Origin of the sequence: Haloarcula montana (genome assembly GCF_035666295.1) — an archaeon.
In the GTDB taxonomy this organism is placed as follows: domain Archaea; phylum Halobacteriota; class Halobacteria; order Halobacteriales; family Haloarculaceae; genus Haloarcula; species Haloarcula montana.
The window spans coordinates 2,741,171-2,765,800 of record NZ_CP142027.1 but is presented as its reverse complement, the minus strand read 5'-3'; the positions used below and the strand labels follow the sequence as shown (position 1 = coordinate 2,765,800).

At 65.8% G+C, this 24,630-nt stretch carries 24 protein-coding genes; 15 read left to right on the top strand and 9 right to left on the bottom strand.

Going from position 1 to position 24,630, the window contains the following annotated elements:
* Positions 1-128: 128 nt before the first annotated feature.
* Positions 129-890 carry a helix-turn-helix transcriptional regulator gene (locus tag VJ109_RS14645; protein ID WP_324757721.1) on the top strand — a complete coding sequence of 254 codons (762 nt, stop codon included), beginning with the start codon at positions 129-131 and terminating at the stop codon, positions 888-890.
* Here the strand turns inward: VJ109_RS14645 and VJ109_RS14640 are convergent.
* Positions 887-1,798, bottom strand: coding sequence for a PLP-dependent cysteine synthase family protein (locus tag VJ109_RS14640; protein ID WP_324757719.1), 912 nt, complete (start codon positions 1,796-1,798; stop codon positions 887-889). The two genes, VJ109_RS14645 and VJ109_RS14640, sit on opposite strands and share 4 nt — an antisense overlap.
* Before the next feature lie 107 nt (positions 1,799-1,905).
* Here VJ109_RS14640 and VJ109_RS14635 point away from each other — a divergent pair, with 107 nt between their 5' ends.
* Both VJ109_RS14635 and VJ109_RS14630 read left to right on the top strand, forming a co-directional pair.
* Positions 1,906-2,340, top strand: coding sequence for a DUF488 family protein, N3 subclade (locus tag VJ109_RS14635; protein ID WP_324757717.1), 435 nt, complete (start codon positions 1,906-1,908; stop codon positions 2,338-2,340).
* A gap of 39 nt (positions 2,341-2,379) precedes the next feature.
* Positions 2,380-2,775 (top strand): thioredoxin family protein, encoded by a 396-nt coding sequence (locus VJ109_RS14630; protein ID WP_324757715.1) that lies wholly within the window; start codon positions 2,380-2,382, stop codon positions 2,773-2,775.
* Position 2,776: 1 nt separating this feature from the next.
* Here VJ109_RS14630 and VJ109_RS14625 read toward each other — a convergent pair whose 3' ends face one another.
* A complete protein-coding gene (locus tag VJ109_RS14625) occupies positions 2,777-4,960 on the bottom strand; it encodes a thioredoxin domain-containing protein (RefSeq protein ID WP_324757713.1) in 2,184 nt (727 codons plus the stop codon).
* Positions 4,961-5,095: 135 nt separating this feature from the next.
* On the opposite strand from VJ109_RS14625, the gene purD reads away from it, so the two are divergent.
* The 3 genes from purD to VJ109_RS14610 all read left to right on the top strand — a co-directional run bounded on the left by purD (position 5,096) and on the right by VJ109_RS14610 (position 8,572).
* The gene (gene purD / locus VJ109_RS14620; protein ID WP_324757711.1) at positions 5,096-6,391 is read left to right on the top strand and encodes a phosphoribosylamine--glycine ligase; all 1,296 of its coding nucleotides are present in this window, start codon (positions 5,096-5,098) and stop codon (positions 6,389-6,391) included.
* A gap of 101 nt (positions 6,392-6,492) precedes the next feature.
* A complete protein-coding gene (locus VJ109_RS14615) occupies positions 6,493-7,989 on the top strand; it encodes a TrkH family potassium uptake protein (protein ID WP_324757710.1) in 1,497 nt (498 codons plus the stop codon).
* 37 nt (positions 7,990-8,026) lie between these two features.
* A complete protein-coding gene (locus VJ109_RS14610; RefSeq protein ID WP_434737261.1) occupies positions 8,027-8,572 on the top strand; it encodes an acyltransferase in 546 nt (181 codons plus the stop codon).
* Here VJ109_RS14610 and VJ109_RS14605 read toward each other — a convergent pair.
* From VJ109_RS14605 to VJ109_RS14590, 4 genes are all read right to left on the bottom strand, one after another.
* Entirely contained in the window at positions 8,569-9,363 is a 795-nt protein-coding gene (locus VJ109_RS14605) for a mechanosensitive ion channel domain-containing protein (RefSeq protein WP_324760358.1), read from the bottom strand. The two genes, VJ109_RS14610 and VJ109_RS14605, sit on opposite strands and share 4 nt — an antisense overlap.
* Positions 9,364-9,365: 2 nt before the next feature.
* On the bottom strand, positions 9,366-10,178 hold the full coding sequence (gene dacZ / locus VJ109_RS14600) for a diadenylate cyclase DacZ (RefSeq protein ID WP_276221711.1): 813 nt from the start codon (positions 10,176-10,178) through the stop codon (positions 9,366-9,368).
* 63 nt (positions 10,179-10,241) lie between these two features.
* Complete coding sequence (locus VJ109_RS14595; RefSeq protein ID WP_324757708.1) at positions 10,242-11,567, bottom strand: cobyrinic acid a,c-diamide synthase; 1,326 nt, start codon at positions 11,565-11,567, stop codon at positions 10,242-10,244.
* The gene (locus VJ109_RS14590; RefSeq protein ID WP_324757706.1) at positions 11,564-12,562 is read right to left on the bottom strand and encodes a nicotinate-nucleotide--dimethylbenzimidazole phosphoribosyltransferase; all 999 of its coding nucleotides are present in this window, start codon (positions 12,560-12,562) and stop codon (positions 11,564-11,566) included. Before VJ109_RS14590 ends, VJ109_RS14595 begins: the two co-directional genes overlap by 4 nt.
* Positions 12,563-12,645: 83 nt before the next feature.
* Between VJ109_RS14590 and VJ109_RS14585 the strand changes: the two genes are divergently transcribed.
* From VJ109_RS14585 to VJ109_RS14570, 4 genes are all read left to right on the top strand, one after another.
* On the top strand, positions 12,646-12,870 hold the full coding sequence (locus VJ109_RS14585) for a DUF7385 family protein (RefSeq protein ID WP_324757704.1): 225 nt from the start codon (positions 12,646-12,648) through the stop codon (positions 12,868-12,870).
* Positions 12,871-13,025: 155 nt separating this feature from the next.
* Complete coding sequence (locus VJ109_RS14580; RefSeq protein WP_324757702.1) at positions 13,026-13,415, top strand: hypothetical protein; 390 nt, start codon at positions 13,026-13,028, stop codon at positions 13,413-13,415.
* A gap of 193 nt (positions 13,416-13,608) precedes the next feature.
* Positions 13,609-14,253, top strand: a complete 645-nt coding sequence (locus VJ109_RS14575) for a ribonuclease H family protein (RefSeq protein WP_324757700.1) — start codon at positions 13,609-13,611, stop codon at positions 14,251-14,253.
* Between the two features lie 276 nt (positions 14,254-14,529).
* Positions 14,530-14,772: a DUF8015 family protein gene (locus tag VJ109_RS14570; RefSeq protein ID WP_324757699.1), complete on the top strand. Its 243-nt coding sequence runs from the start codon at positions 14,530-14,532 to the stop codon at positions 14,770-14,772.
* Between the two features lie 63 nt (positions 14,773-14,835).
* Here VJ109_RS14570 and VJ109_RS14565 read toward each other — a convergent pair whose 3' ends face one another.
* Positions 14,836-17,088 carry an NADP-dependent malic enzyme gene (locus VJ109_RS14565; protein ID WP_324757698.1) on the bottom strand — a complete coding sequence of 751 codons (2,253 nt, stop codon included), beginning with the start codon at positions 17,086-17,088 and terminating at the stop codon, positions 14,836-14,838.
* A gap of 94 nt (positions 17,089-17,182) precedes the next feature.
* Positions 17,183-19,126, bottom strand: a complete 1,944-nt coding sequence (locus VJ109_RS14560) for a methyl-accepting chemotaxis protein (RefSeq protein WP_324757697.1) — start codon at positions 19,124-19,126, stop codon at positions 17,183-17,185.
* 141 nt (positions 19,127-19,267) lie between these two features.
* On the opposite strand from VJ109_RS14560, the gene VJ109_RS14555 reads away from it, so the two are divergent.
* From VJ109_RS14555 to VJ109_RS14535, 5 genes are all read left to right on the top strand, one after another.
* Entirely contained in the window at positions 19,268-19,759 is a 492-nt protein-coding gene (locus tag VJ109_RS14555) for a COX15/CtaA family protein (RefSeq protein ID WP_434737260.1), read from the top strand.
* Positions 19,760-19,863: 104 nt separating this feature from the next.
* On the top strand, positions 19,864-20,661 hold the full coding sequence (locus VJ109_RS14550) for a basic amino acid ABC transporter substrate-binding protein (RefSeq protein WP_324757695.1): 798 nt from the start codon (positions 19,864-19,866) through the stop codon (positions 20,659-20,661).
* A gap of 4 nt (positions 20,662-20,665) precedes the next feature.
* Positions 20,666-21,340: an amino acid ABC transporter permease gene (locus tag VJ109_RS14545; RefSeq protein WP_324757693.1), complete on the top strand. Its 675-nt coding sequence runs from the start codon at positions 20,666-20,668 to the stop codon at positions 21,338-21,340.
* Entirely contained in the window at positions 21,337-22,074 is a 738-nt protein-coding gene (locus VJ109_RS14540; RefSeq protein ID WP_324757692.1) for an amino acid ABC transporter ATP-binding protein, read from the top strand. Before VJ109_RS14545 ends, VJ109_RS14540 begins: the two co-directional genes overlap by 4 nt.
* Positions 22,075-22,076: 2 nt before the next feature.
* The gene (locus tag VJ109_RS14535; protein WP_324757691.1) at positions 22,077-23,048 is read left to right on the top strand and encodes an amino acid ABC transporter permease; all 972 of its coding nucleotides are present in this window, start codon (positions 22,077-22,079) and stop codon (positions 23,046-23,048) included.
* Here VJ109_RS14535 and VJ109_RS14530 read toward each other — a convergent pair whose 3' ends face one another.
* A complete protein-coding gene (locus tag VJ109_RS14530; protein ID WP_324757689.1) occupies positions 23,049-24,551 on the bottom strand; it encodes a replication factor C large subunit in 1,503 nt (500 codons plus the stop codon).
* Between the last annotated feature and the right edge of the window lie 79 nt (positions 24,552-24,630).

Genomic DNA, 24,630 nt, shown 5'->3' with positions numbered 1-24,630 from the left:
TACCGATTGTCCGGGAATGTTCCCACAGTGCGAAAAACCACTGGACAGTTGCCCAACGGATAGGATTCATTGCTCAGTTTCTGTGGGAGCCGGTGCATTCATATCCAGTCAGTTAGATGTCACTGCCGATGGGAGGTCCACCCGAATTCGTCGATACGATCGCTCGGCGACGGGAGTTACTCACGCTGCTCGTGGAACCCAGAACCAAACCGGAACTCGTCGAAGCTACCGATGTCGCCCGCTCGACGATCGACAGAGCGATCGAATCGCTCCGGGCGGACGGACTGGTCAGTCGCGAGGGAAGCACGTACACCGCGACCTACGCCGGCCGGCACGCTGGTGACGCCTACGACCGGTTCGTCTCCCGGACCCAGGCACTCCAGGCCGCCCAGCCAGTCCTCGATCCGTTACCGCCCGATATCTCGATCCCGGCGGCCGCTCTCGACGGTGCGACAGTCATCGAGACGACCCCGGAAGCGCCCCTGGCACCCGTCCAGCACAACGCCGAACGGATCGCCGAGGCCAGCGAGTTTCTGGGAACCGGACCGACAGTTATCCCGCAGTACACCGAGCAGATAACCGCCCTCGTCGAGGACGGAGCGACCGTCGAACTAGTGTTGACCGACGGCGCCGTCGACGCGCTCCGCGAGAACTACACCGAGGACTACGAACAGTTACGCGGCGCCGCCGACCTCTCGCTGTCCGTGACAGCGGAGCCGATGCCCTATGCGGTCTGGACCGCACAGACGCCGGATGGCCCGGTCAGCGGGCTCGTCGTCTACACCGACTCGGGGATCAGTGGGGTCGTCACGAACGATGCGGGCGCGATGAACGAATGGGTGTGTGCCGAGTACGAATCCTATCTGTCGAGCGCGCATCCACTCGATTAGTCGAACATCTCGGTCGACATATACCGCTCGCCGCTGTCCCAGTAGACGGTGACGACGAGCGGGTCCTCGACGCCGTCGTCGAGGAGTCGCTGTGCCCACTCGCGTGCGGCGAGGTTCGAGGCGCCGGAGGACTGGCCGACGAGGATGCCTTCCTCCCGGGCGAGGCGGCGGCACTCCGCTTCGGCGTCGTCGAGTTCGATGGTGAGGACGTCGTCGATGAGATCGACGTCGGTGTTCGGGCTGACGAATCCCGGTCCCATCCCCTGGAAACTATCCTGGCCGGTCCCCGGTTCCATTCCGGAGAGGACGGCGTTGTCCGCGGGTTCGACAGCGACGATATCCATCTCGGGGAACGCCTCGCGGAGCCGTCTCCCGGTGCCACTGATCGTCCCGCCGGTCCCGACGCCGGCGACCAGCGCGTCGACGGTCCGGTCGCCGACCTGCTCAATGACCTCCCCGCCGGTCGTCTCGTAGTGTGCCCGCGGGTTGGCCGGGTTGTCGAACTGGCGCAACTGAATGTACCCCGCCTGGTCGGTGAGTTCGTCGGCCCGATCTTTCGCCGTCGAGATGTCGCCCTCGACGAGTTCGATCTCCGCGCCGTAGGCTCGCATGATCTCACGGCGCTCGGGGGACTTCGAGGACGGCATCACGAGCACTACGTCGTAGCCTCTGACCGCGCCGACCATGGCCAGTCCGATGCCGGTGTTGCCGCTCGTCGGTTCGACCAGCGTGTCACCCGGCGAGACATCCCCCTCCCGCTCGGCCCGTTCGATCATGAACGCCGCCGGCCGGTCCTTCGCGGAGCCCCCGGGGTTGAACGACTCGACCTTTGCGGCGACTGTCGCCCCCGCCGGCGCATCGACCGACACCAGCGGAGAGCCGATGGTATCGAGAATATCGTCGTGCATACCTCCGGATACGCCAGGGAGACCTAAACCCCTACTGGAGCCCCCCATACCGTGTGGGTGATCGCGGGTCCCGGCAGGCTTTTCCGGCGGCTGGCCGATCGGCCGGTATGGACGGCCGCGTCGGGGACACCTACGTCGCCGCACTCCAGCACGGCCTCGCGGACCGATCGGGCGACGAGACGCTGGTCGGCGTCGTCCGGGAACCCACCGGCTGGTTCCACGCTGCGGTCGACGAGAACGTTCCGGAACTGGGACCGCCAGCCGACTTGCTCGCCGAGACGAAACAGGTGACCGAGGAGTTCAAACGCCGAGGGATGTGCGACGAGGGCGCTCACAACGCCGCCTGGGAGGAGACCGACTTCGCTGATCGGTACCGAACGCATCTGGCGAGCGACGACGCGGCACGGGCAGCACTGGCCGGTCTCCGTGACCGCGTCGACGACGGCGAGCCGGTCGTGCTGGTCTGCTTCGAGGGCGAGTCCAAGCGGTGTCACCGCACGATCCTCCGGGAGCGGTTGACGGCCCCAGACCCCGTCGAGTGAGCCGGGAAGTTCAAGCCGGTGGCTCCGCTACCTGCTGGCATGAGCGACTCGGAGCGACTGGAGACCATGGAACCGAACCCGGTGTGGGTCGAGGACGCCTACACCGATTCGGTCGACGTACTGAAACGCTACAGCGACGACCTGATCGTCAAGATCTGGGGCGGTGACTGGTGTAAGGACTGTCGCGCCCAATTCCCCGATTTCGGGGCAGCACTGGAAGCAGCCGGAATCCCGGACACGCAGATCTATCACTACCCCGTCGAGAAGGAGGACGACGGCTCCAAGACCGGCGAAGCCGTCGAGGCGTACGGTATCGAGTATATTCCGACAGTCGTCGTCGAATACGACGGCGAGGAGATCGCCCGTTTCGTCGAGGAGGAGCCGGTTCCGATCCTCGTGTATCTCGCAGACGAGATCGAAGCCGCGCTGGAGTAGGTTACTCCCGACCCCAGTCTAAGGCCGTCGTCAGGCCCGTCTGTGGCGGTGAGCAGGCGAAGTTCCGACAGGCGTAGACCGTCGGATTGCCCGCTGTCAGGCCGCGGCCGGCCCAGATCGGCGGTGACTCGCTCAGCGCCAGCGCGTCGAGCCACTCGTCGACGATATCGTCGGCGGCGGGCCGCCACGCCAGAAGCCGTCGCGGGACGTACGTCTCGGTGAGCGTCTCCATCCACTCCTCCGGTGGGTTCTCGGGGTCACAGACGAGCGTCAGTTCGAGCGACCCCTGCTCGTAGGTATCCGTCGCCAGCGTGAGCGAAGCGTGCTGGAGCGGGTCCGACGAGGTCCGGTTCGCGTGCGTTCGAACGACCCCCTCGGCGACCGTCTCGAAGCGGTCGTCGGCCCGGAAGTGATCGAGCGCGAGCAGGAGGTCGACGGCCACGCCGGTGCTGGACGGCGTCGAGTGGTCAGTGAGTTCCTGGGGCCGGGCGACCAGCGCCTCCCCACCGGTCGGCGTGAAGTACAGCGTCTCCTCGCCGTCGTCCCAGAACGCCTCGGTGATCGCCTCCCCCAGGTTCATCGCGAACGCCAGGTGATCGATGTCGCCGGTCGCCTCGAACAGCGCCAGCGCACCACGGCCGAGGAACGCGTAGTCTTCGAGGTAGCCGTCGATCCCGACATCGCCGTCCTTGTACCGTCGGGCGAGTCGGCCCTCGTCGGCGTCCCAGAGGTGTTCGCGGACGAACGACAGCGCGTCGGCGGCCACGTCGGCGTAGGCGTCGTCGAGGACGATCGCGCCCTCCGCGAGCGCGCGGATCATCAGTCCGTTCCACCCGGCGAGGACCTTCTCGTCCCGGGCCGGGCGTGGGCGTTCCTGGCGGGCATCGAAGGCCTGGTCCAGCGCCGACTCCAGGCGCTCCGTGACCTCGCTCTCGCTCAGTTCGTACTCCTCGGCGAGTACCGAGAGGGGTTTGCGTACGCCCAGTACGGCCGCACCCTCGAAGTTGCCACGGCCCGTGACGCCGTAGTACTCACAGAACAGGTCCGCGGTGGTTTCGTCCTCGATGGCGTCGTGGGCCTGTTCGGGCGTCCAGACGTAGAACGCCCCCTCCTCGGTGTCCCCGTCGGGCTCGCCCGGTGGGGGACTCACCGCGTCCAGCGTACTGAAGAAGCCGCCCTCGTCGTGTTGCAGTTCGCGCTGGACGAACGCGAACGTCTCCCGGACGACGCTGGCGTACCGTTCGGAGCCGATCGCCTGATAGCCGGCCAGGAACGCCCGGGGGATCTCCGCGTTGTCGTACAACATCTTCTCGAAGTGGGGGACGGCCCACTGCTGGTCGGTCGAGTAGCGGTGAAACCCGCCACCGACGTGATCGTACAGTCCCCGGTCGGCCATCACGTCGAGCGTCTCCTCGACGACGGCCAGGTAGCTGTCGGCCGCGTCGCTATCGCCTGCTCCTGCAGGGGCCGTCCCCGAATCGGTCGGCGATCCCCCGTCGGCGTGGGCACGCAACAGCACGTGGAGCCGGCCGGTCTGGGGGAACTTCGGGCCGCCCGAGCCCCAGCCGCCGTTCTGTCGGTCGGCACCGCGGTGGGCGATGGTCGCCGCGGTTTGGATCAGATCGTCGGCCGGGTCCTCGGGGTCGGCCGGCGTCGCCTCCAGATCGCTCTCGATGGCGTCGGTCCACTGCTGGGCACGGTTCTCCATCTCCGCGCGGTCCTCCGGGTCTGCCCACGACTCGGCCAGTCGCTCCAGCAGGTCCCCGAATCCGGGTTGGCCGCGCTTCTCCTCGGGCGGGAAGTAAGTCCCCACGTAGAACGGTTCCCCCTCCGGTGTGAGCCAGGCCGACAGGGGCCACCCGCCGCCGCCGGTCACCTGCTGACAGATGCTCATGTAGACGCTATCGATGTCGGGCCGCTCCTCCCGGTCGACCTTGATCGGGACGAAATGCTCGTTGAGGACGGCCGCGACCGACTCGTCCTGGAAGCTCTCCTCCTCCATGACGTGACACCAGTGGCACGCCGCGTAGCCGATCGAGAGGAAGATGGGTTTGTCCTGCTCACGGGCGGCATCCAGGGCCTGCTCGTCCCAGGGCTGCCAGTTGACCGGGTTGTCGGCGTGCTGACGGAGGTACGGACTCTGTGCCTCGTCGAGGCGGTTCCGTGACGTGGGGTCGTCGCTCATACCCCGCTGTCGGGGTGCCGCGGGGAAAAGGGACGCGACGACACCGGAGTGAAACGGGGCCAGTGCGGGTGAGCGACACGCGGCCGACAGGCCGAGAGAGCAATACTTACGTCGATCCCCGTCGCGGATTCGGACATGACAGAGACAGTGCTACTCGTCGGTGGCGGGGGCCGCGAACACGCCGTCGCCCGTGCGCTCGGGGAGTCGGACGCCGACCTCTATGCCTGTGCCGGCAACCGCAACCCCGGCATCGCCGCGCTGGCCGAAGGGTTCGAGACGCTGGACACGACGAACCCGACGGCCGTGACCACCTACGCCCGCGAGGTGGACGCGACGCTTGCCGTCGTCGGCCCCGAAGCACCACTGGCCGAGGGAGTCGCCGACGCACTGGACGAGGCCGGCGTCTACGCGTTCGGCCCCCAGGAGGCCGAGGCTCGCATCGAGACGGACAAGGCGTTCCAGCGCCGGTTCATGCAGGAACACGACATCCCGGGCTGTCCCGACTTCGAGACCTTCGACGATATGGAGGCCGCCTGTGCGTACGTCGACGACTACGACGGCGATCTGGCGATCAAGCCAGCAGGGCTCACCGGCGGGAAAGGCGTCCGCGTGACCGGCGACCAGATCAGCAAAGCCGACGCCAAGGAGTACATCCGGGAGTCGAACTACGACCGCGTCGTCCTCGAAGAGCGTCTCGTCGGCGAGGAGTTCACCGTCCAGGCGTTCGTCGCCAACGGCGAAGTCCGCGTCACTCCCGCCGTCCAGGACCACAAACGTGCCTACGAAGGTGACGAGGGACCGAACACCGGCGGGATGGGCAGTTACTCCGACGCCGGCCTCGAACTGCCGTTCATGGACGAGGACGACTACATGGCCGCCGTCGACGTGATCGAGGCGACCGTCGACGCCCTGGACGGGTACAAGGGCGTCCTCTACGGACAGTTCATGCTCACCAGCGAGGGGCCGAAGGTCGTCGAGTTCAACGCTCGCTTCGGCGACCCCGAGGCGATGAACACCCTCCCGGTGCTGAACACGCCGTTCCTCGACGTACTGACGGCCGCACGGGACGAGGAGTCGCTGCCCCAACTCTCGTTCCAGCCCAAGGCGACGGTCTGTAAGTACGCGGTTCCCGAGGGCTACCCGACCAATCCGGAGGCGGGCGCTCGGGTGACCATCGACGAGGAGAACGCCGGCGACGCGCTGTTGTTCTACGCCAGCGTCGACGAGCGCGCGGACGGCATCTACACCACCACCTCACGTTCCTATGCCGTCGTAGGCATCGCCGACAGCATCAGCGAAGCGGAGGAGATCGCCGAGCGCGCGCTCGACCGGGCGGGCACTGATGGGCTCCGAGTCCGTCACGACATCGGGACGGCCGATCTCGTCCAGCAGCGACTCGACCACATGGCGGAGATCCGCGGCGAGAACTGACCCGTCGCGGGAAGTTTCAAGGAGGACCTCCGAGTAGATCGCGCCGTGGCAGGACTCGCCGTGAGCCGTCCCCACTATCAGGCAACCGGTGGTGGGTCAGGGTGGTACTGACGACCGTCGACGTCCGGTCGTCGCTCAACGTCCTCGGGTCGATTCTCCAGTACCTCGCGGTTCCACTGACCCTCCCCGTAGTCGTCGCTCTCGTCTACGGCGAGTCACCGACGCCGTATCTCGTGACCATCGCAGTCTCCGTCGGTGTCGGGACGGTCCTGGCACAACTGCCCCGGCGACGGATTCACGACCGCGAGGCGTTCCTGACGGTGTCGCTCGCCTGGCTGTCGATCGCACTCGTCGGCGCGCTCCCGATGGTCATCGAAGGGACTGGCGTCTTCGCGAGTCCGATAAACGCAGCCTTCGAGGGAATGAGTGGGATCACGACGACCGGCGCGACAGTCATTCGGGATTTCGGGGCACATTCCCGAGCACTGCTGCTGTGGCGGCAGGTGCTCCAGTGGCTCGGTGGGTTGGGGGTCTTGCTGCTCGCGACAGCGGTGTTGTCCCGTCTCTCGGTTGCCGGCGCACAGTTGATGGAGACGGAGTCCCGGACGGAAACCGTCACGAAGCTCACACCCGGCATCGGAGACACGGCGAAGATCCTGGGACGGCTCTATCTCGGGCTGACCGCCGGGGCGGCGCTGGTGTTGCTCGGACTCGGCGCGATCGGGCTGGCCCCGAACATGACGCTCTACAACGCCGTCGCCCACGCGCTCACCGCGATTGCTACAGCCGGGTTCTCGCCCGAAGCCGAGAGTCTCGGTGCGTTCTCGCCGGCGGTCCAGTGGGTGACTGTCGTGTTCATGATCGTCGGCGCGACGAACTTCGTGCTCATCTACGCCGTCCTTCGGGGTGATATCGGCCGCCTGCGGAACAGTCCGGAGTTCCGGTTCTACGTCGGTGTCCTGCTCACCGTGAGCCTCCTCGTGACCGGGTTGCTGTTCAGCAATCGGACGATCGCTGGCGGACTCGAACCGACCGTCCGACACGCGGTCTTCCAGACAGCCTCGATCGTGACCACGACGGGATACGCTTCGACCGATTTCAACACCTGGTCCGCGGCCGCAAAACACGTCCTGTTCAGCTGTATGTTCATCGGTGGGATGGCGGGCTCGACGACCTGCTCGCTGAAAGCGCTCCGGTGGCTGATCGTCACGAAATCGTTCTGGCGAGACCTCAACGTCGCCGCCCACCCACGGAGTATCGTCCCTGTCAGACTCGGCGCGGAAGTGGTCGACGAATCGACGATCCGGGACGTCTACGCCTACACGCTGGTTGCCTTTGTCTTCTTCCTGGTCGGAACGGTCGTGCTGGTCGCGGACGGCGAACGGGCGAACGCCCCGCTGACGGAATTCGAGGCACTGTCGGCGGCCGCGTCGATGTTCTTCAACATCGGGCCGGCCTTCGGGCGGGCGGGACCGTACGGGACCTACGACGGGTTCGCCCGATCGAGCAAGGTCGTGATGTTCCTGCTGATGTGGATCGGACGTATCGAGATCGTTCCGGTACTGGTGTTGCTGACGCCGACGTTCTGGCGACGGTAGCGAGGCGTTCAAGGGAGCGGCCGCCCTACTGGAAGCCGTGAGTGACGCCCAGCGTTCCGGACCCGACGACGGAGACGGCCAGAGCCGTCACGACCGACTCACCCGAACGCCGACACCGGGACCGCGCAACTCGCTGATGCACTGGCCGGAGGCGAAGTCGCCGCTGGGGCTGATCGTCAACGCCGTCCTGATCTGGATCGTTCGGTACTCCCCGAGCCTCCAGTTCAAGAACTGGCTGCTCCGGCGACTGGGAACAACGGTCGGGGAGGGGGTCTCGCTGGGCCTGACGGCGACGGTGGACGTGTTCTTCCCGGAACTGGCGACGATCGAGGACGACGCCATCGTCGGCTACGACGCGACGATCCTCTGTCACGAGTTCCTCCAGGACGAGTACCGGACCGGCGAGGTCGTCGTCGGCGAGCGCGCGATGATCGGCGCCGGTGCCGTCGTCCTCCCCGGCGTCCGGATCGGTGCCGACGCACAGGTCGCCGCCAACTCCCTGGTCACCGAAGACGTGCCCTCCGGGACGACCGTCGCCGGCGTCCCGGCCACGCCAGTCGGCGGCCAACAGTCTCCGGATTAGTTCCGCACACGGACGATACCCGACTGGAGGACCTGCTGGTTCGGGATGATGTACTCCCGACCGTCGCTCTCGACGTGTGTGACGAACATATCGACTTCCTGGACGATCCCCTCGTGCTCGTCGATGATGACCTCGTCGCCGATACTGTACGGTTCAGTCAACAGGAGATAGATCCCGGCAGCGCCGGCCGACAACAGATCACGGAAGGCCAACCCACAGAGGAAGACCAACCCGAACGCGTAGGCGGCGAGCAGGATGAGCAAGGCGAGGGTGTCGACGCCGAGTTGCCCGAGTGCGATCAACAGCGCGAGATAGAAGATGCTGTACTTGACGAGTTCCGGCAGCAGCGTCGCCTCCGGCATCTTGACGCTCCGGAGGCGTTCAGAGACGACGAGTTTCGCTTTGTCGGCGGCGATGAGCCCGACGATGACGGCGAAGGCAGCGATGAAGAGGTCCGGGAGGAACGCGGTCAATCGCGTCCAGTAGGCCTCGGGGCTGACCAACTGGGCGATGTTGAGTGCGACCGTGATCGCGATGACGTAGATGAAAAGCGCAGCCAGGTTCGAGATGATCCCGACTGTCGATGTCCCAAGACTCCGTGCGGTCCGCTCGAACGGCGTCCCCTCGACGGCCTCCTGGACGCCGAGTTCGTCCATGAACCGCCGTGAAGCGCGCCAGACCAGATACCCGACGATGATCCCGAGGAGGAGGATCGCGATAGAGATGATCAACGTCCCCTCCGGGGAGAATATCGTCCGGATGGCGTCTGGCCAGTTGAATCCAGACTGCATCATCAGTACTCCTCTGGGTCGATCTCCAGAACGAGTTCACCGCCTTTGAACGCCCGAACCATCCCATCGCTCTCCGAGAGCACGATCGCCGTCGCGTTCGTATCCCGGGTGATAGCACCCCCGGCCATGTGCCGAGCACCGAGCCCTTTCGGGATGTCGACTCCTTCGGCGGACGGTTCGAGATATCGGTACGCCGAGACGATCTTCCCCGAGTCTGAGATGATGAAGGCACCGTCGAGCCGCGAGAACTCCTTGAGCATCACGTTGACGATGGGATCGCCGACGTGGACGTGGGACTTCTCGAAGGGGTTGTACGACAGCGGTCGGGACTTGTTCATCACCTTCCCGGCGTCCCCGACGACGAACAGGGCACCGACCGGTTTGCCTTTCTGGCCTTTCTTTCCCAGTTCGATTGCGACTTCCAGGACATCCCGGACAACATCCGGTTCGGCTCGGGAGTTGGTGAACAGATCGTAGACGCCCGACGGCGAGAACGTATCCGTCTGGACCCGGACGACGGAGTTCGTCGTCCCGCCGAAGATATCCGCAATACAGACAATCTCGTCGCCTTCTTCGACGACCCCCAGTTCCAGCGCCCCCTCGATCCCGAACCGGACCCGTCCTTCGAGGTCGATGAACTCGATGGGGAGTCCGACGAACTCCTCGGCCCCGACAGTGTTCTCGCTCGCGACGACGACCACCGAGACCTCCGTCACGTCCGCGAACCGCTCGAAGAACGCGGCCGTCGGCGAGAAGAGGAACACCGCATCGACATCGGCGACGACATCGCCTAACAACTCCTGCAACTCGTTCATTGTACCTATCACGTATCTAGACACGAAAAAAGGTTACGGGCGTCTGACGGCCCGAGTCGGTGGTCAACGCCCAGGCCCAGGATCGAAGCTCGCTGATAGGAACGCGTCGAACGCGCCGCTCTCGGCGTGGCAGTGGGCGTACGTTCCCAACGTCCGGTACTCGGTCAGTCCATCGCGATCGCCGTCGATCCCCTCGCCCCGGACGACATCGAACGCGAAGGTTGCGTCGTCGGCCACCGACGCCTCCGAGTAGTGGAACTCGTGGCCGCGGCGCCGTTCACCGTTTCCGGCTGTCACCGTCTCCCGCCGGGCGCGGAGTTCGACGTGATCGAGCGCCTGGTACCGGTCGCGCATCCGGACCTGTGCCGGGAGGACTCCGGCCATCCCGTAGCGGTCGCCCTCGACGGTCGTCAGCGACTCCGAGAGCGCCATCAGCCCGCCACACTCCCCGTAAACCGGGAGGCCCTCGGCTGCTCGATCGGCCAGTTCGGCCAGCGTCGACGAGTCGGCGAGTTCGGGGCCGAACCGCTCGGGGTAGCCGCCGGGGAGGTAGACGGCGTCGGCGTCGGGCAGCGGATCGCCGGCGACTGGAGAGAACTGCTCGACCGTCGCGCCCGCTCGGAGTCGTTCGACAGTCGAGGGGTAGACGAAACAGAACGCCTCGTCCCGGGCGACGGCGACGACGGTATCGTCGTCCGTCGGCGTCGTAGTCTCGGCGTCGGCCGGCCGCTCTGCCGGCTCCATCGCCGCCAGCAGCCGATCAGTTCGGATGTGCTCGGCAGCGGCCGTCAGTGCCTCCCGGTCGACCGGTGACTCTCCACCCATCACGAGCCCGAGGTGTCGGTCGGGAATCTCCAGATCCGACTGTGGCGGAATCCGGCCGAAGTAGGTCAACTCGTCGGGAAGGGCTTCCCGGATTCCCTCGGCGTGGCGGCCGCCGTGGGCCTGCTGGGCGAGGACGCCGGCCACGTCGATGTCGGCGTCGATGCGGTCGGCGTACGCCCGGAACCCGAGTGCCGTCGCGGCGACGCTTTGCATACCGGCGCTGGCGTCGACCACGAGGACCACGGGGAGGTCCAGACAGCCCGCGACCCGGGCCGTCGAGCAGACGCTCCCGTCGTACAACCCCATCATCCCCTCGACGACACAGACATCGCCGTCGCCGCGCCAGTAGGTCCGGCGGGTGCCGTCCGGACCCGACAGCCACGGATCGAGGCTCCGCGAAGGCGTGTCGGTCACGGCGCGGTGGTGGCTCGGATCGATGAAGTCCGGACCGGCTTTCGCCGGCTGGACATCCGTGCCAGCCGCTTCGAGGGCGACGAGCGTCGAAAGCGTCGCAACCGTCTTGCCGACGCCCGACTGCGTGCCGGCGAGGACGACGCCGTTCATCGGTCGAGCAACTCCCCGTAGCTGTCCGCGAACGCAGCACGGACCTCGGCCATCGGGACACCGGCCCGCTGGGCCAGCGCGAGCGCCCCGCCCATCCCGACGCCTTCCTTGGCTTCACCGGCGACGAAGCGGTTCATCCCGACGTGGTCTGTCTGATCGAAACCGGGGTCGGTCACCGTCAGGTCGAGGTCGAGACCCTCGGCACCGGCCCGGAGATCCGCTGTCGGATCGTCGGCGACGTAACTGGTCGTCGCCAGCGATAGCGGCCCCTCGTAGCCGCCGTGACGGACCAGCGCAGCGACGGCGAGTTGCTGGCTCCCGCCCGCGAGTGTCACTGCGGTGTCGGTCTCGACGGCGCCAGCGGTGAGGCCGGACAGCGTCGCGAGCACCGGATCGCCCATCCGCCGGAGCGCCCGCTTGGGCTGTCCGGCAGCGTCGCCGGGGTCCAGTGAACTCGCCGCTAACCCCTCCTCGACGAGGTCCCGCTTCTGTTCGATGGGGTTCTCCGGGAGCGACGAGGAGACCATCACGTCCTCGCCCAGTGCCCGCAACACGCCCAGTGCGGTCGTCGTCCCACCCGGAACCGTCTCCGCGAGCCACAACTCGTCGTTGGGGAGCGCGTGGCCGAACTGTCTGGCCGCCTCGAAGGCGCCGTAGGCCGTCGGCACCGTGTCCTGCTCGGTGATGTCCCGACCGGGTTTCGCCCCGACCGACACCGTCGGTGCGGCCGTCGGCTCGCTCAGGCCGGCGTCGACGACGGTGACATCGAAGCCGAGACAGTCCCGTACTGCCCGCGTACCCAGAGCCGGCGTCGGACACCCATCGGGGCTGACCGGGACCGTTCCGGTTCTGACCGGCTGTCCGTACGTGAGGAGCTCCGCGTCGGCCGACGGCGTCGTCGACGCGAGGGACGGATCGGCGCCGGCGGCGCTGAGACCGGCCCGCTCGGCCGTCGCCGTCGTGCCCGCCGCCAGAACGAACCGTGTGTCGTGCATGGGGAAGACCACGCTCGCGGGCGGTGATTAACGCACCGGAACATGGCGTGTGATTTATGCCCACAGCAACCGCCAGCCAGGGTATGGAAGAGTTCGACGAACTCGTCTCCTCGCTGACCCCTCGCGAGGACAACGAGGCGATCAAATCGTACCAGAACACCACCGCCGTCGCCTGTCCCTCCTGCGAGGAGCCCTTCGACGACATGGTGGTCTGCAAACAGGAGTTTACCTCGTTGAACCTGGACTTCGAGATGGACCTCTGTACGACTATCCACGACGGCGCCGTCGTCCTGTTCACGCACAAGTGACCGGGATCGGTTCGCGATCCGACTGGCCGCGAGATGGGGAGAGACGAGTCATTTCGGTGAACCGCCTCGTGATCACGTCCTGTGGCACTCGGCCTGGTCCTCCGTAGAGCTGTCAACGTAGGAAGATATATCCCCGACAGCGACCTTAGCAGCGTATGGACGATGGCCCAGGGACTGTTGTCGGTCGTGCTGTCGAGTTCGTGGCACTCACCGAACGCCGCCGTCTGCTGGTCGTTGTCGGAGTCCCGGTCTTGTTCGTACTGCTGTTCGAATTCGTCGCGAACTACGGATTGCTCGTTGTTCTCCTCGCCGTGGGGTTAGCCGCGGTTCTCTACACCCGATCGACGGCCAGGGAGACGATCGCAGCCAGTGCCTACGGGGTCGGAGTGTTGCTGATCGGGCTATTTCTGCTTGAACTGTACTGGAACGGAGCACAAGGAAGCACGGAGCCGTTGATCGGCACAGCAACACGGGTCCTCTGGCGGGCAGTGGTGGGGACCGTGTTGCTCGGACTCGGACTGTGGCTTCGGCGCGTCGATCTCTGAGCGCGCCACCACGAGCGTCTTCCCCCCGACTGGTGGCTCGTCTGTCGTGAACGAGCGAAGGACGGACGAGTATCGCAGTCGTTGCCTGGCAGCCACACGACCGGTCCACGCGAGCCGGTTTCAGTGCGTTTCTGGGGTTCCATCCGCCCGTTCGAGGGTGCATATTTAATACCCCGTACCGCCAAGGTCGGGTATGGCCGCATACGGCCGGCCGACCCTTCGAGACCTGTTCGATGAATCACCGACGCCCCACATCGCACACCCACCCCGAAGCCACCATCGGGACTTCTATCTCGCTACAGACGGTTCCTTCAGACCCCACAGTGGCGAGACAGCCGACCACGGTGGCGGGCTGGGCGTCGTCATCGAGACGTTCGACGGCCAGCGAGTGACACGGCTGTCGGTACCCGACACGGCCCCGGACAACAACGTCGCGGAGTACCGCGCGCTCCATCTGGGACTGGACGTTCTGGCGGCACGCGTACCCCGTGACGCCCGTGTCGGCCTCCTCATCGACCACGACCAGCTGGCGGGCAACGTCAACGCCGAAGTCCTCGCGACACACGGCTCCGTCTACGACCCGCCACACGCCGTCACCGTCCCCCGCAGGACGGGACTGCACTGGCGTGGCATCCAGGCTCGACTGAACGGCTTCACGGAGGTGAGAGCCGCCCGGATCTCGGGCGACCGGAATCCAGCCCATCCGTTGGCCAACGCACCGGACCAGTACGCACACGTCAACGGCGAACCCGACCGCTGTGTGCGTCCGCAGACGACCACCACCGACGACCGGGTCCCCCCGCCGTCCCGGTCCGAGCGCGGTGGCGCATCGGACTAACACCGCGCCGGTCGCCGTTGCTCCACAGGAGTCCCCCCTATTCTACCCGCGTCCTCGGTCCCCGTTCACCGACGGCGTCGTTCTTCGATAGCAATGACGGGCTGAAAAGTACCGAACAGTCGGTTCCGCTGCGTTCGTGCGATCTGGTATCACGGTAAAGGATACTCATAACGTATTGATTGCCTTTGCGAGCACTCATGGTACGTTCGGAAAACTGCATGCGAGTAACAATTAAGACGGAGCAGCCACGTATTGATAGCGAGGTGGTGAGTGCGTATGAGTACCCGTAGTGGTAAAACTGGTCGACAACGCGAACAGCCAGGCGACCGAGTGGCTAATCCGGGACCGACCAGAGACGATCTGGTCCTCGCACTCGTTCCAGTGGCCTTCTTGACGACGGTACTGTTGGCAGAACTGGTCGGTGTCCCGCTGCGGACGGCACTGATCGGCGCCTCGCTCGTGGGTACTGTGGCCATCGCCGATACGCTCTTTCTGAACCCACCCACACGCAGGGGCTGATCGGGACAGTGATCACCGCTGTCGGCGTCCGAACGCGACGCCAGGGGTAACCGCTCTGCGACGCTACTCCTGCTGTGCGTCGACGACCGCGACGCCGGCGAGGTTCACGATGTCTTTGACCTCGTCACCGCGCTGGAGGACGTGGACGGGTTTGTCCATCCCGACCAGCATCGGACCGATAGCTTCCGCGCCGCCCAGTCGCTGGAGGAGTTTGTAGCCGATGTTCCCCGCTTCGAGGTTCGGGAACACGAGGACGTTGGCCGGGCCATCGAGTTCGGCGAACTCGTAGGTGTCTTCCAGAATCTCCTCGACGACAGCGGTGTCGGCCTGCATCTCGCCGTCGACCGGGAAGTCGACCGTCTCGTCGCTGCGGAGCCGTTCGACCGCGCGTCGGGGCTTTCGCGTCCCGGGGTTGTCGACGCTGCCGAAGTTGGAGTACGACAACATCGCCGCACGCGGTTCGACGTTGAACCGTCGGGCCAGATCCGCGGTGTGTTTGGTCACTTCCGAGAGGACGGCGGCGTCGGGGTCCTGATTGACCGTGGTATCGGCACAGAACACGACGCGGTTCTTGAACGTCAGCATGTAGACGCCAGCGGCGTAGTCGGCGTCGTCGGCGGTCCCGATGACCTGCAGCGGCGGCCGGAGCGCCGACGGGTAGTGGTGGGTCAGTCCGGTCAGCATCGCGTCCGCGTCGCCCATCTCGACCATCACGCTGCCCAGATAGTTGCTGTCCCGAATCAGGTCTTCCGCCTCCCGCCGAGTGATCCCCTTGCGCTGGCGGAGTTCGTAGAGCCGGTCGGCGTAAGCGTCGACATCGGCGCTCTCGGGGTCGACGACGACGGGATCGAACTCCAGGCCGAACCGACGGCGAGTGGCCTCGATCTCGTCGGCGTCGCCCAACAGGATCGGCTCGGCGATCCCCTGCTCGACGAGCTGGTAGGCCGCCCGGATCATCTTCTCGTCGTGGCCTTCGGCCAGTACCACCCGCTTGGGATCGCTCTTTGCCTTGTTGAGGACGACCCGCATCATCTCTCTGGACTTGCCCAGCCGGGCCTCCAGTCGCTCGACGTAGGCGTCCAGATCGAGTTCTTTGCGCGCGGCACCGCTGTCCATGGCAGCGCGAGCGACGGCCGGGGTGATCTCGAAGAGGACGCGGGGATCGAGCGGTTTGGGGATGATGTAGTCCGGCCCGAACTGGAGCGGTTGGTCGCCGTAGGCCTTGACGACGGCGTCGGGAACGTCCTGACGGGCCAGATCCGCCAGTGCTTCGGCAGCAGCGACTTTCATCGCCTCGTTGATCTCGGTCGCCCGGACGTCCAACGCGCCACGGAAGATGAACGGGAACCCGAGGACGTTGTTGACCTGGTTGGGGTAATCGGAGCGTCCGGTCGCCATGATCACCGTATCGTCTCTGGCCTGTTTGGCGGTCTCGTAGTCGATCTCGGGGTCGGGGTTGGCCATCGCGAAGACGATCGGATCGGACGCCATCGACTGGACCATCGTCTCGTCGACGATACCGCCTACCGAGAGGCCGACGAACACGTCCGCACCGGCCATCGCGTCCGCCAGGTCGCCGTCGGACACGTCGCTGGCGAACTCCCGTTTGAACTCGTTGAGCTCCTCGGTCTCGGCGCGGTCGGTCGTGATGATCCCCGAGGAGTCACACATCGTGATGTTGTCCTTCCGGGCTCCGAGCGAGACGTAGAACCGAGCGGTTGCGATAGCCGACGCCCCCGCACCGGAGAAGACGATATCGAGGTCCGAGAGGTCCTTGCCGGCGATCTCAGCCGCGTTCAACAACGCTGCCCCGGAGATGATCGCCGTCCCGTGCTGGTCGTCGTGGAACACCGGGATGTCCATCTGTTCCCGGAGCCGGCGCTCGATCTCGAAACATTCGGGTGCCTTGATATCTTCGAGATTGATTCCCCCGAAGGTCGGACCCATCGTGCTGATGGTCTGGACCATCGTATCGGCGTCGTGGGTGTCTAGTTCGATGTCGAAGACGTCGATATCGGCGAACCGCTTGAACAACACGCCCTTCCCCTCCATGACCGGCTTGCCGGCCTCGGGGCCGATGTCACCCAGCCCCAGCACCGCCGAGCCGTTGGAGACGACAGCGACGAGATTCCCCTTCGCCGTGTACGTGTAAGCTTGTTCCCGGTCGGCCGCGATCTCCTCGCAGGGGGCGGCGACGCCCGGGGAGTACGCCAGCGAGAGGTCTCGCTGTGTGTTGGTCGGTTTCGTCGTCGCGATCTCGATCTTCCCTGGCGGGTCCTGGCTGTGATACTCCAGCGCGTCCTCATCGAGTCCCATGCCCGGACGTGACTCCGCATCAAGAAAAAGCCCCGTTTCGCGTCAAACATCGAACGGTACATCGACGGTCGTCGTATTCAACGGTCCGGGCGGCTCACTGCGTACCAGTCCCTTCGTCGGAGAGTTCCTCGACCCGAGCGACGAGTTCCTCGACAGCGGCAGTCTGTTGGTCCGTCGCAGCGACGATCTGGTCGGTCGCCTCCTCGGCTTCTCTGGCGTGTTCCCGGGCGTCTTCGATCGTCGAGGTGATGTCTTCGATCGCACCGGCCTGATCGTCGTTCGCTTCGGCGACCTCCTGGATACCGGTCGCCGCTGACTCGACTGCGTCGCTGATCTCGTCCAGCGCCGAGAGCGCCTCCTCGATCTCGGACTCGGCGCGCTGGACCTGTTCGTGCGAGGTCTCGACCATGTCGGCGGTCTCGGTCGCCTGTGCCTGGATCGCGTCGATGCTGTTGGAGATCTCGGCCGCGTGGTCGCTGGTCTCGTTGGCCAGGCTCTTGACCTCGTCGGCCACGACGGCAAAGCCGCTCCCGCTCTCGCCCGCCCGTGCCGCCTCGATGTTGGCGTTCAACGCGAGCATGTTGGTCTGTTCGGCGACATCGGCGATGACATCGACGATCTCACCGACTTCGTCCATCCGCGATTCCAGATCGGTGACGCTCTCGACGAGGTCCTCGCTCGTCTCGGTCAGCGTATCCGTCACCTCCTGGACGGTTTCGCTCGCCGCTGCACCGTCCTCGGCTGCCGAGAGGGCGCGGTCGGCGGACGACGCGACCTCGTTCGAGGTCGCCGCGACCTCTTGCATCCCTGCGCTCACGTCCTGGACGTTGTCGGCCGCCGTCGCGAGGCTCTCGGCCTGTTGCTCGACCTGTTGCTCGACCGTTCGTGCGGCCGACGCGGTCTGGTCGATCGCGCTCGCCAGTTCGGCCGTCTGGGCGTCGACCTGTTCGGTCAACGCCTCGTGGTTCTCCGCCATGTGGTTGAGCGAGTCGACCACGTCGAGCAGCGCCTCGTCGATGTATTCGGTCGAGTCGACGGACGCACGAGCGTCGAGGTCGCCCCGTTCGAGTGCCTGCATCGTCGTGCTCAGTTCCTCGACGAGCGCCGTGATCTCGCTGTGTCGCTCGGCCTCGGCCGTCCGATCCTGGACCATCTCGACGACTGCGACCACCTCGCCGTCGTCGTAGATGGGGGCCGCACTGAACGAGATGTGTCGGTCCTCGCCGTACTGGTCCTGCATGACGCTCGTGTCCCGGTAGAGGGTGAAATCGGCCGAGTCGACCTTGGGAACGTCGTACTCGGTGTGGGTCTGTTCGGGCGCGTCGAGGACCTTGTCGGCGAGAGTCTTCGCCCGGCGGCCGTCCGGGTAGAACGCCATGCTCGCCATCTCCATCGATTTCGCCTCCGTCTCGTCGACGCCGGTGAGTTCGGCCAGCGAACTGTTCCAGGTGAGAATGTCGCCGTCCGCATCGAGGACGAAAAGCGGCGTGCCGATGTGATGGAGGACATCGTGGAAGTCGATCGAGAGTCCCGTCTCACCGGATATCTCCGCTGGCGTCGGTTCGGTGGCCGTCGCCTCCGAATCGAAGGCGGCAAGTCCCGTCCGACTCCGTTGAGTAAGGGCGTCGAGTTCGCGTCGGAGTTCCGCCTGCACGGCGTCGATCGTGTCCTGGGCCTCAGTGTCGAGCGTGTCCCGTAGGGTGTCGAAGGCCGCGTCGACGAGCGCGTCCCTGGCGACAGACTGTGTCTCGACGAAGGGGTCCCGCCCGACACCTGCCGCGCGGTACTCCTCGACGAGTGTCTCCACGTCGTCGCCATCAAGAGTCAGTTGTGCCGTGAGTTGGTGCTGTGCCGTCGACAGTGCTGCTTCGTCGCCGACGAGCGGTGTCAATCGCTCCGGGTCCGGATCGTACGCCGATCCGAGCCGTCCCTCCCCATCCCCAAGGGGAGCCCGCGTTCCTCCGTCAGTCTCGGCGGAACCGATGTCGGTACTGTCCGTCGTGCTGCCGAACCAATCGCGGAGCCGAGAGCGTATCATCTCTATCGGTACCAGAATCTTTATCGAATAATCATATAATTTCGGGCCACGGTATCAAACGCTGAACTGACCCGCAGTTTTCCGGGGGTCGTGCCGGCCGAAAGGACCGAGAATATATACTTACAGCCCAGAGAGACGGATATGACCACCCGTTTTCGGCGACTGGTGGCGGCGACGACCGGGCTCACGTTCGTGCTCATCCTACTCGGGGTGTACACGGGAGCAGTCGGTGCAGGGTTGACCTGTGCCGGCCGCTGGCCGTTCTGTGACGGCTGGCTCGGGCTGTTCCCGGCGAACTGGATGAGCTTCATCGAGTGGTTCCACCGCTTCGTGGCGATGATAACCGGCTTCTTCATCCTCGGATCGGCCGTCGCGGCCTGGCGTGGTGACTACACGCGACGGATCAGGTACGCGACCGGCGTCGCGCTGGCAGTGCTGCCGGTCCAGGTACTGCTCGGTGCGAACACCATCTTCAACTTCGGTGCGGTGGCACAGGTCCTGCATCACGCCGCGGCGCTCGCGATCCTCGTCTCGCTCGTCGCCGCGACCGCCTGGGCCTACGTCGAACCGCCGGCCGGCGGTCTCGACGCCGACCCACAGTCCGAGACGGCGACCTCCCACGCCGACGACTGATCGGTCGCTGTCGGTTCGAAGACCGATCGTCCGAGGGAACCGTTTACAACACCAGTATTGGTCCCTTCGTAACACTAATCCCGGTCTATGCTGTGTACCCGAGTATGTCAGACGAAGGGCTCTCACGACGGCAGTATCTCACCACGGTCGGCGGTTCGGCCGTCGCATTCGGCGTCGCCGGTTGTATGGGTGATGGCGGTAGCGGTGGCAGCGGTGGCAGCGAACCGACGATCACGGCCGGGACCGCCCCCGGGTTCCCGCCGTTCGAGATGAAAGAGGGCGGCGACCTCGTCGGCTTCGACGTCGACCTGCTCGAAGCCGTCGTCGAGGAGACCGACTACTCCTTCGAGGGCTGGGAGGAGTTCGAGTTCGACTCGCTGATCCCCGCACTCAACAACGACAACATCGACGTCATCGCTGCTGCCATGACGATCACCGACGATCGCGACGAGAACATCGACTTCAGCGACCCCTACTACAGCGCCGACCAGTCGATCATCGTCCGCGGCGACGGTGACTTCTCGCCCGGCAGTCTCGACGACCTCAGCGACCGTCCGATCGGTGCACAGAAGGGGACAACCGGGGAGAGCGTCGTCAACGAAGAACTCGTCGGCTCGCGGATCACCGAGGGCCAGTACAACGCCTACGACAACTACGTGCTGGCGGTCCAGGACCTGGAGAACGGCAACATCGACGCCGTGGTACTGGACCAGCCGGTCGCCGAGACCTTCGCCGCGAACCGGCCTGTCTCGATCGCGTTCGTCTACGAGACCGGCGAGCGCTACGGCTTCGGTGTCCGCGAGGGCGACAGCGACCGTCAGTCCGCGCTCAACGAGGGCCTGTCGACAGTCCAGGAGAACGGCACCTACGAAGAACTGACCCAGACGTGGTTCGGCGAGTAAGCGGATGCTCCAGGCGACCGACTGGGCGTTCGTCTTCGGGAACCTCGATTACCTGCTGGCCGGGGCAGCCGTCACCGTCGGCCTGACGCTGGCGAGCCTGCTGTTGGGGTTTCTCGTCGGCTTCCCGGCCGGGGCGATCGAGGTGTACGGGAACCCGCTCTCCAAGCGAGTGGTCGGGACAGCCGGTGTCATCCTCAGAGGGACACCGATCGTCGTCATCATGCTCGTCCTCTTTTTTGTCGTCTCGATCTCGCAGTCGGCGTTTATCACCGCGACAGTGGGACTGGGACTGCGGAGCGCGGCCTATCAGTCACAGATCTTCCGCGGGGCACTCCAGAGCGTCGACGAGGGACAGATGGAAGCCGCCCGCTCGATCGGGATGAGCCGCATAGAGGCGATCCGCCACGTCGTGGTACCACAGGCGCTGCGGCGCAGTATGCCCGGGTTCCAGAACGAGTTCACGATCGTCCTGAAAGACACCTCCATCGCCTTCGCCATCGGGCTGGCAGAGCTGTTGACCCGGGGGTACGACCTGTTCACGCAATCGGGCCGCTCGACGGCTGTCCTGGAGGTTTTCCTGGTCATCAGCGCGATCTACTTCGTGTTGACCTTCGGCACGAACCGGGCGCTGGACCGTCTGAGCGACTACTACGCGATTCCGACCGGTGAGAACGCATGAGTCTGTTACGAGTCGAGGACGTCGACAAGTCCTACGGTGACGAGGAGGTACTGAACGGAGTCAGTTTCCGGATGGAACGCGGGGACGTCGACGTCCTGATGGGGCCAAGCGGCAGCGGGAAGTCGACGATGCTGCGCTGTATCAACCGCCTCACCGAGATCGACGACGGCGAGATCTGGCTGGACGACACGCTGGTCTCCGGCACCGACACCGACGTGAACGCGCTCCGCCAGGAGGTCGGGATGGTGTTCCAGGGGTTCAACCTCTTCGCCCACCTCACCGCCTTAGAGAACATCACGCTCGGCCTCAAGCGGGTCCGGGGGATGTCGGCCGAGGCGGCCCGCGAGCGTGGGGCCGAACACCTCGCTCGCGTCGGCCTGGCCGAACAGGCCGACTCCTATCCCGCGGAACTCTCCGGGGGCCAGCAACAGCGTGTAGGGATCGCCCGCGCGCTGGCGATGGAACCGAAACTGATGCTGTTCGACGAGCCCACGAGCGCGCTCGACCCCGAACTGATCGGCGAAGTAGTCGACGTGATGCGTGATCTCGCCGAGGACGGGATGACGATGTTGGTCGTGAGCCACGAGATGGGCTTTGCCCGTTCGGCGGCCGACAACATCGTCTTCCTCGACGACGGGCACATCGTCGAGTCGGGCAGCCCCGAGCAACTGTTCGAGCGGCCGGAACACGAACGGACGGAGGCGTTCCTGACCGGCCTCCAGGGCCACGAGTAACCATGGGGGCAGAACAGTCGGCCGTCGAGGAGGTTCGCACGACGGTCGACGTGGACAGACCGTGGGCACTGGCTGCGGTCGCCGTCTTCTGGGGCTGGCTCCTGCTCCGGTGGACGAACGACTATCTGCTCCCCGATTCACTGGCCGTCCCGCAGGACCAGCCGTTCGTCCCCGCCAGGCCGTTCACCGCGACCGCAGAGGGGTTGCGCGGGCTGGCCAGCGACTTCGGGCTGTTCGGGCTCCCGTTCGACCTGCTGGCCGGCGCGTTCGGGTTCGCTGCCGGTGCCATCCCGTCGCTGCCGTCGCTGGCACGGGGCGCGTGGCTGACGATCATCCTGACCGTGGCCGGGATCGCGTTCGGGTTCGTGCTGGCGGTCCCCCTCTCAGTCGCACGCGTCTACGGCGGGCGGGGGTTGCGCTGGCTCTCGCTGTCCTACACCGAACTCATCCGCGGGACGCCGCTGCTAGCACAGCTGTTCGTCCTCTACTTCGGGACCAGCCTGACCGGCGTCGTCCGCGTGCTACCCGGCGTCGGCCAGGGCTTCGTCCCCGGGTCGGCCGTGATCGTCGCCATCCTCGGGTTCACGCTCAACAGCGCCGCCTACCAGGCCGAGTACATCCGGTCGGCGCTCGAATCAGTCGACACCGGGCAGTTGACCGCGGCCCGCGCGATCGGCCTCTCGAAGGTCGAGGGCATCCGGTACGTCGTTCTTCCGCAGGGGCTCCGATACGCAATCCCGGGATGGTCCAACGAACTCGTCTACCTCATCAAGTACTCCTCGCTGGCGGCGTTTATCACCGTCCGGGAGCTGTTCTTCCGGACCGAGGAGATCGCCAACGCCACGTTCCGGTACACGGAGCTGTTCGTGCTCGCCGCGCTGTTCTATCTCGCCTTGGTCGTCTCTGCGTCGATGCTGATGAACCGCGTCGAGGAACGGACCGCGCTGCCGGGGATCGGCGGCCGCGGCCGGTAATCACATGAAATCCGAGAGGCCGGACTGCTTGTCGTCCTCGTCGGCCTCGTCGCTGTCGGGCGTGTCCGGCTCCTCGCCCGTGGCCGACTCTTCGTCGTCCCCACCCTCACCGAGTGTCACCTGCTGATCGGTCGATTCGGCCTCGTCGTCGGTTTCCGTGTCGGTGGCGTCGGCGCCGGCCCCACCACTGGCCGTCGCGCCCTCGAAGGCACCGCCCGAGTGTTCGACTGCGGCCTCGGCCTGTCGCTGTTGTGCGTCCTCGACGATCGACTGGACCTTGTTCGTGTCCTTGCCCGACCCGGTGATAAAGGAGACGTGCTCGGCCTCCATCTCGTAGGTCGCGGCCATCGCGACGGTCAACTCGCGGTTCTTGCAGTGGTGGGTCATCGACGCGAGGAACGGCATGATCTCCCGGCGGGCGGTCCGCATCGAGACGCCGTCGATGGCGGCGATCTGTTGGGCGATGTCGTCGCGGGTCTGTCTGGTCCCTTTCGACCGGCCCAGTTTCGACCAGTAGCTCGGCGGGCCATAGCGGGTCCAGCCGCCTTTGGTCCCGTCACGGGCGGCCGCGACCCCGGCCGTCATGTTGTCGGTGGCGTATTTCCAGAACGAGTAGTTCTGTGTCGCTCGGACCCGGCCGAGCCACCGGTCGGCGTTCGAGAGCGCACCGTAGGCCCGAGCGAGTTCGGCCCCCTCGTAGTCTTTGGGCATGTTGTCCTCGATCCAGTTGATGAGGTCGTCGGGCGTCTCGTCGACGTCGTAGCTGGTTTTCAGTGCCGTCTCGGCGTCGGCCTCCTTGATAACCACGTCCAGGTAGTCGAAGATCCCCTCCGTCGTATCCCGGTCGCCGGTGACCACGTCGTCGGCCGTGAGCCGGTCGGTCGTCTCGGCGATCGCCTGGAGGTCCTTGACCGCGCCACGGAGGTCGCCGCTGTTCTTCTCGGCGATCGTCTCCAGGGCCTCGTCCTCGTAGTCGATGTCCTCCCGGCGACAGATGTCCCGGAGGACGGGGACGATCGACCGCGGCGAGATGTCCCGGAACTCGATCTCCTGACAGTTGTTGCGCAGGCCCTTGGACATCTCGTAGAACTCGTTTGCGATCAACACCATCGGCTGGCTGGCTTCCTTGACCAGGGAGGTGATCGCGCGAGCGCCCCCGCGGTCGGCGTTGCCGTGGATGTTGTCGGCCTCGTCCATGATGACGAGCCGACGACCCCCGCCACCGCCGGTCAGCGTGCCGGACTTGGCGGCCTCGCCGGCGACGCGCTCGATGACGTCTTTGGTGCGGGAGTCGCTGGCGTTGAGTTCGATGGTCGGCCAGCCCATGTCCGCCGCCAGGGCGTGGGCAGCGGAGGTCTTGCCCACGCCGGGCGAGCCGTGGAGGATGACCGCCTCGCGGTGGTCGTCCCAGGTTCGAGCCCACTCCTCGAAAGCGTCCCGGGCCTTGTCGTTGCCCCGGACCTCCGAGAGCGTGCTCGGTCGGTGTTTCTCCGTCCAATCCATTGGGTCGTGGTTGGCCCGACTGGCGTTTAGGGATTGCGGAGGGGCGTGTTCCGGTACCCTTTTGTTCGCGTCTGTCCAG

Bases quoted from the DNA above. Each gene is read 5' to 3' on its own strand.
- VJ109_RS14545 (WP_324757693.1), top strand. From the start codon at position 20,666: ATGCTCCAGGCGACCGACTGGGCGTTCGTCTTCGGGAACCTCGATTAC.
- VJ109_RS14570 (WP_324757699.1), top strand. From the start codon at position 14,530: ATGAGTACCCGTAGTGGTAAAACTGGTCGACAACGCGAACAGCCAGGC.
- VJ109_RS14535 (WP_324757691.1), top strand. From the start codon at position 22,077: ATGGGGGCAGAACAGTCGGCCGTCGAGGAGGTTCGCACGACGGTCGAC.
- dacZ (WP_276221711.1), bottom strand. From the start codon at position 10,178: ATGAACGAGTTGCAGGAGTTGTTAGGCGATGTCGTCGCCGATGTCGAT.
- VJ109_RS14565 (WP_324757698.1), bottom strand. From the start codon at position 17,088: ATGGGACTCGATGAGGACGCGCTGGAGTATCACAGCCAGGACCCGCCA.
- VJ109_RS14630 (WP_324757715.1), top strand. From the start codon at position 2,380: ATGAGCGACTCGGAGCGACTGGAGACCATGGAACCGAACCCGGTGTGG.
- VJ109_RS14590 (WP_324757706.1), bottom strand. From the start codon at position 12,562: ATGCACGACACACGGTTCGTTCTGGCGGCGGGCACGACGGCGACGGCC.
- VJ109_RS14635 (WP_324757717.1), top strand. From the start codon at position 1,906: ATGGACGGCCGCGTCGGGGACACCTACGTCGCCGCACTCCAGCACGGC.
- VJ109_RS14580 (WP_324757702.1), top strand. From the start codon at position 13,026: ATGGACGATGGCCCAGGGACTGTTGTCGGTCGTGCTGTCGAGTTCGTG.
- VJ109_RS14530 (WP_324757689.1), bottom strand. From the start codon at position 24,551: ATGGATTGGACGGAGAAACACCGACCGAGCACGCTCTCGGAGGTCCGG.
- VJ109_RS14560 (WP_324757697.1), bottom strand. From the start codon at position 19,126: ATGATACGCTCTCGGCTCCGCGATTGGTTCGGCAGCACGACGGACAGT.
- purD (WP_324757711.1), top strand. From the start codon at position 5,096: ATGACAGAGACAGTGCTACTCGTCGGTGGCGGGGGCCGCGAACACGCC.
- VJ109_RS14625 (WP_324757713.1), bottom strand. From the start codon at position 4,960: ATGAGCGACGACCCCACGTCACGGAACCGCCTCGACGAGGCACAGAGT.
- VJ109_RS14640 (WP_324757719.1), bottom strand. From the start codon at position 1,798: ATGCACGACGATATTCTCGATACCATCGGCTCTCCGCTGGTGTCGGTC.
- VJ109_RS14550 (WP_324757695.1), top strand. From the start codon at position 19,864: ATGTCAGACGAAGGGCTCTCACGACGGCAGTATCTCACCACGGTCGGC.
- VJ109_RS14585 (WP_324757704.1), top strand. From the start codon at position 12,646: ATGGAAGAGTTCGACGAACTCGTCTCCTCGCTGACCCCTCGCGAGGAC.
- VJ109_RS14555 (WP_434737260.1), top strand. From the start codon at position 19,268: ATGACCACCCGTTTTCGGCGACTGGTGGCGGCGACGACCGGGCTCACG.
- VJ109_RS14540 (WP_324757692.1), top strand. From the start codon at position 21,337: ATGAGTCTGTTACGAGTCGAGGACGTCGACAAGTCCTACGGTGACGAG.
- VJ109_RS14575 (WP_324757700.1), top strand. From the start codon at position 13,609: ATGGCCGCATACGGCCGGCCGACCCTTCGAGACCTGTTCGATGAATCA.
- VJ109_RS14595 (WP_324757708.1), bottom strand. From the start codon at position 11,567: ATGAACGGCGTCGTCCTCGCCGGCACGCAGTCGGGCGTCGGCAAGACG.
- VJ109_RS14645 (WP_324757721.1), top strand. From the start codon at position 129: ATGGGAGGTCCACCCGAATTCGTCGATACGATCGCTCGGCGACGGGAG.
- VJ109_RS14605 (WP_324760358.1), bottom strand. From the start codon at position 9,363: ATGCAGTCTGGATTCAACTGGCCAGACGCCATCCGGACGATATTCTCC.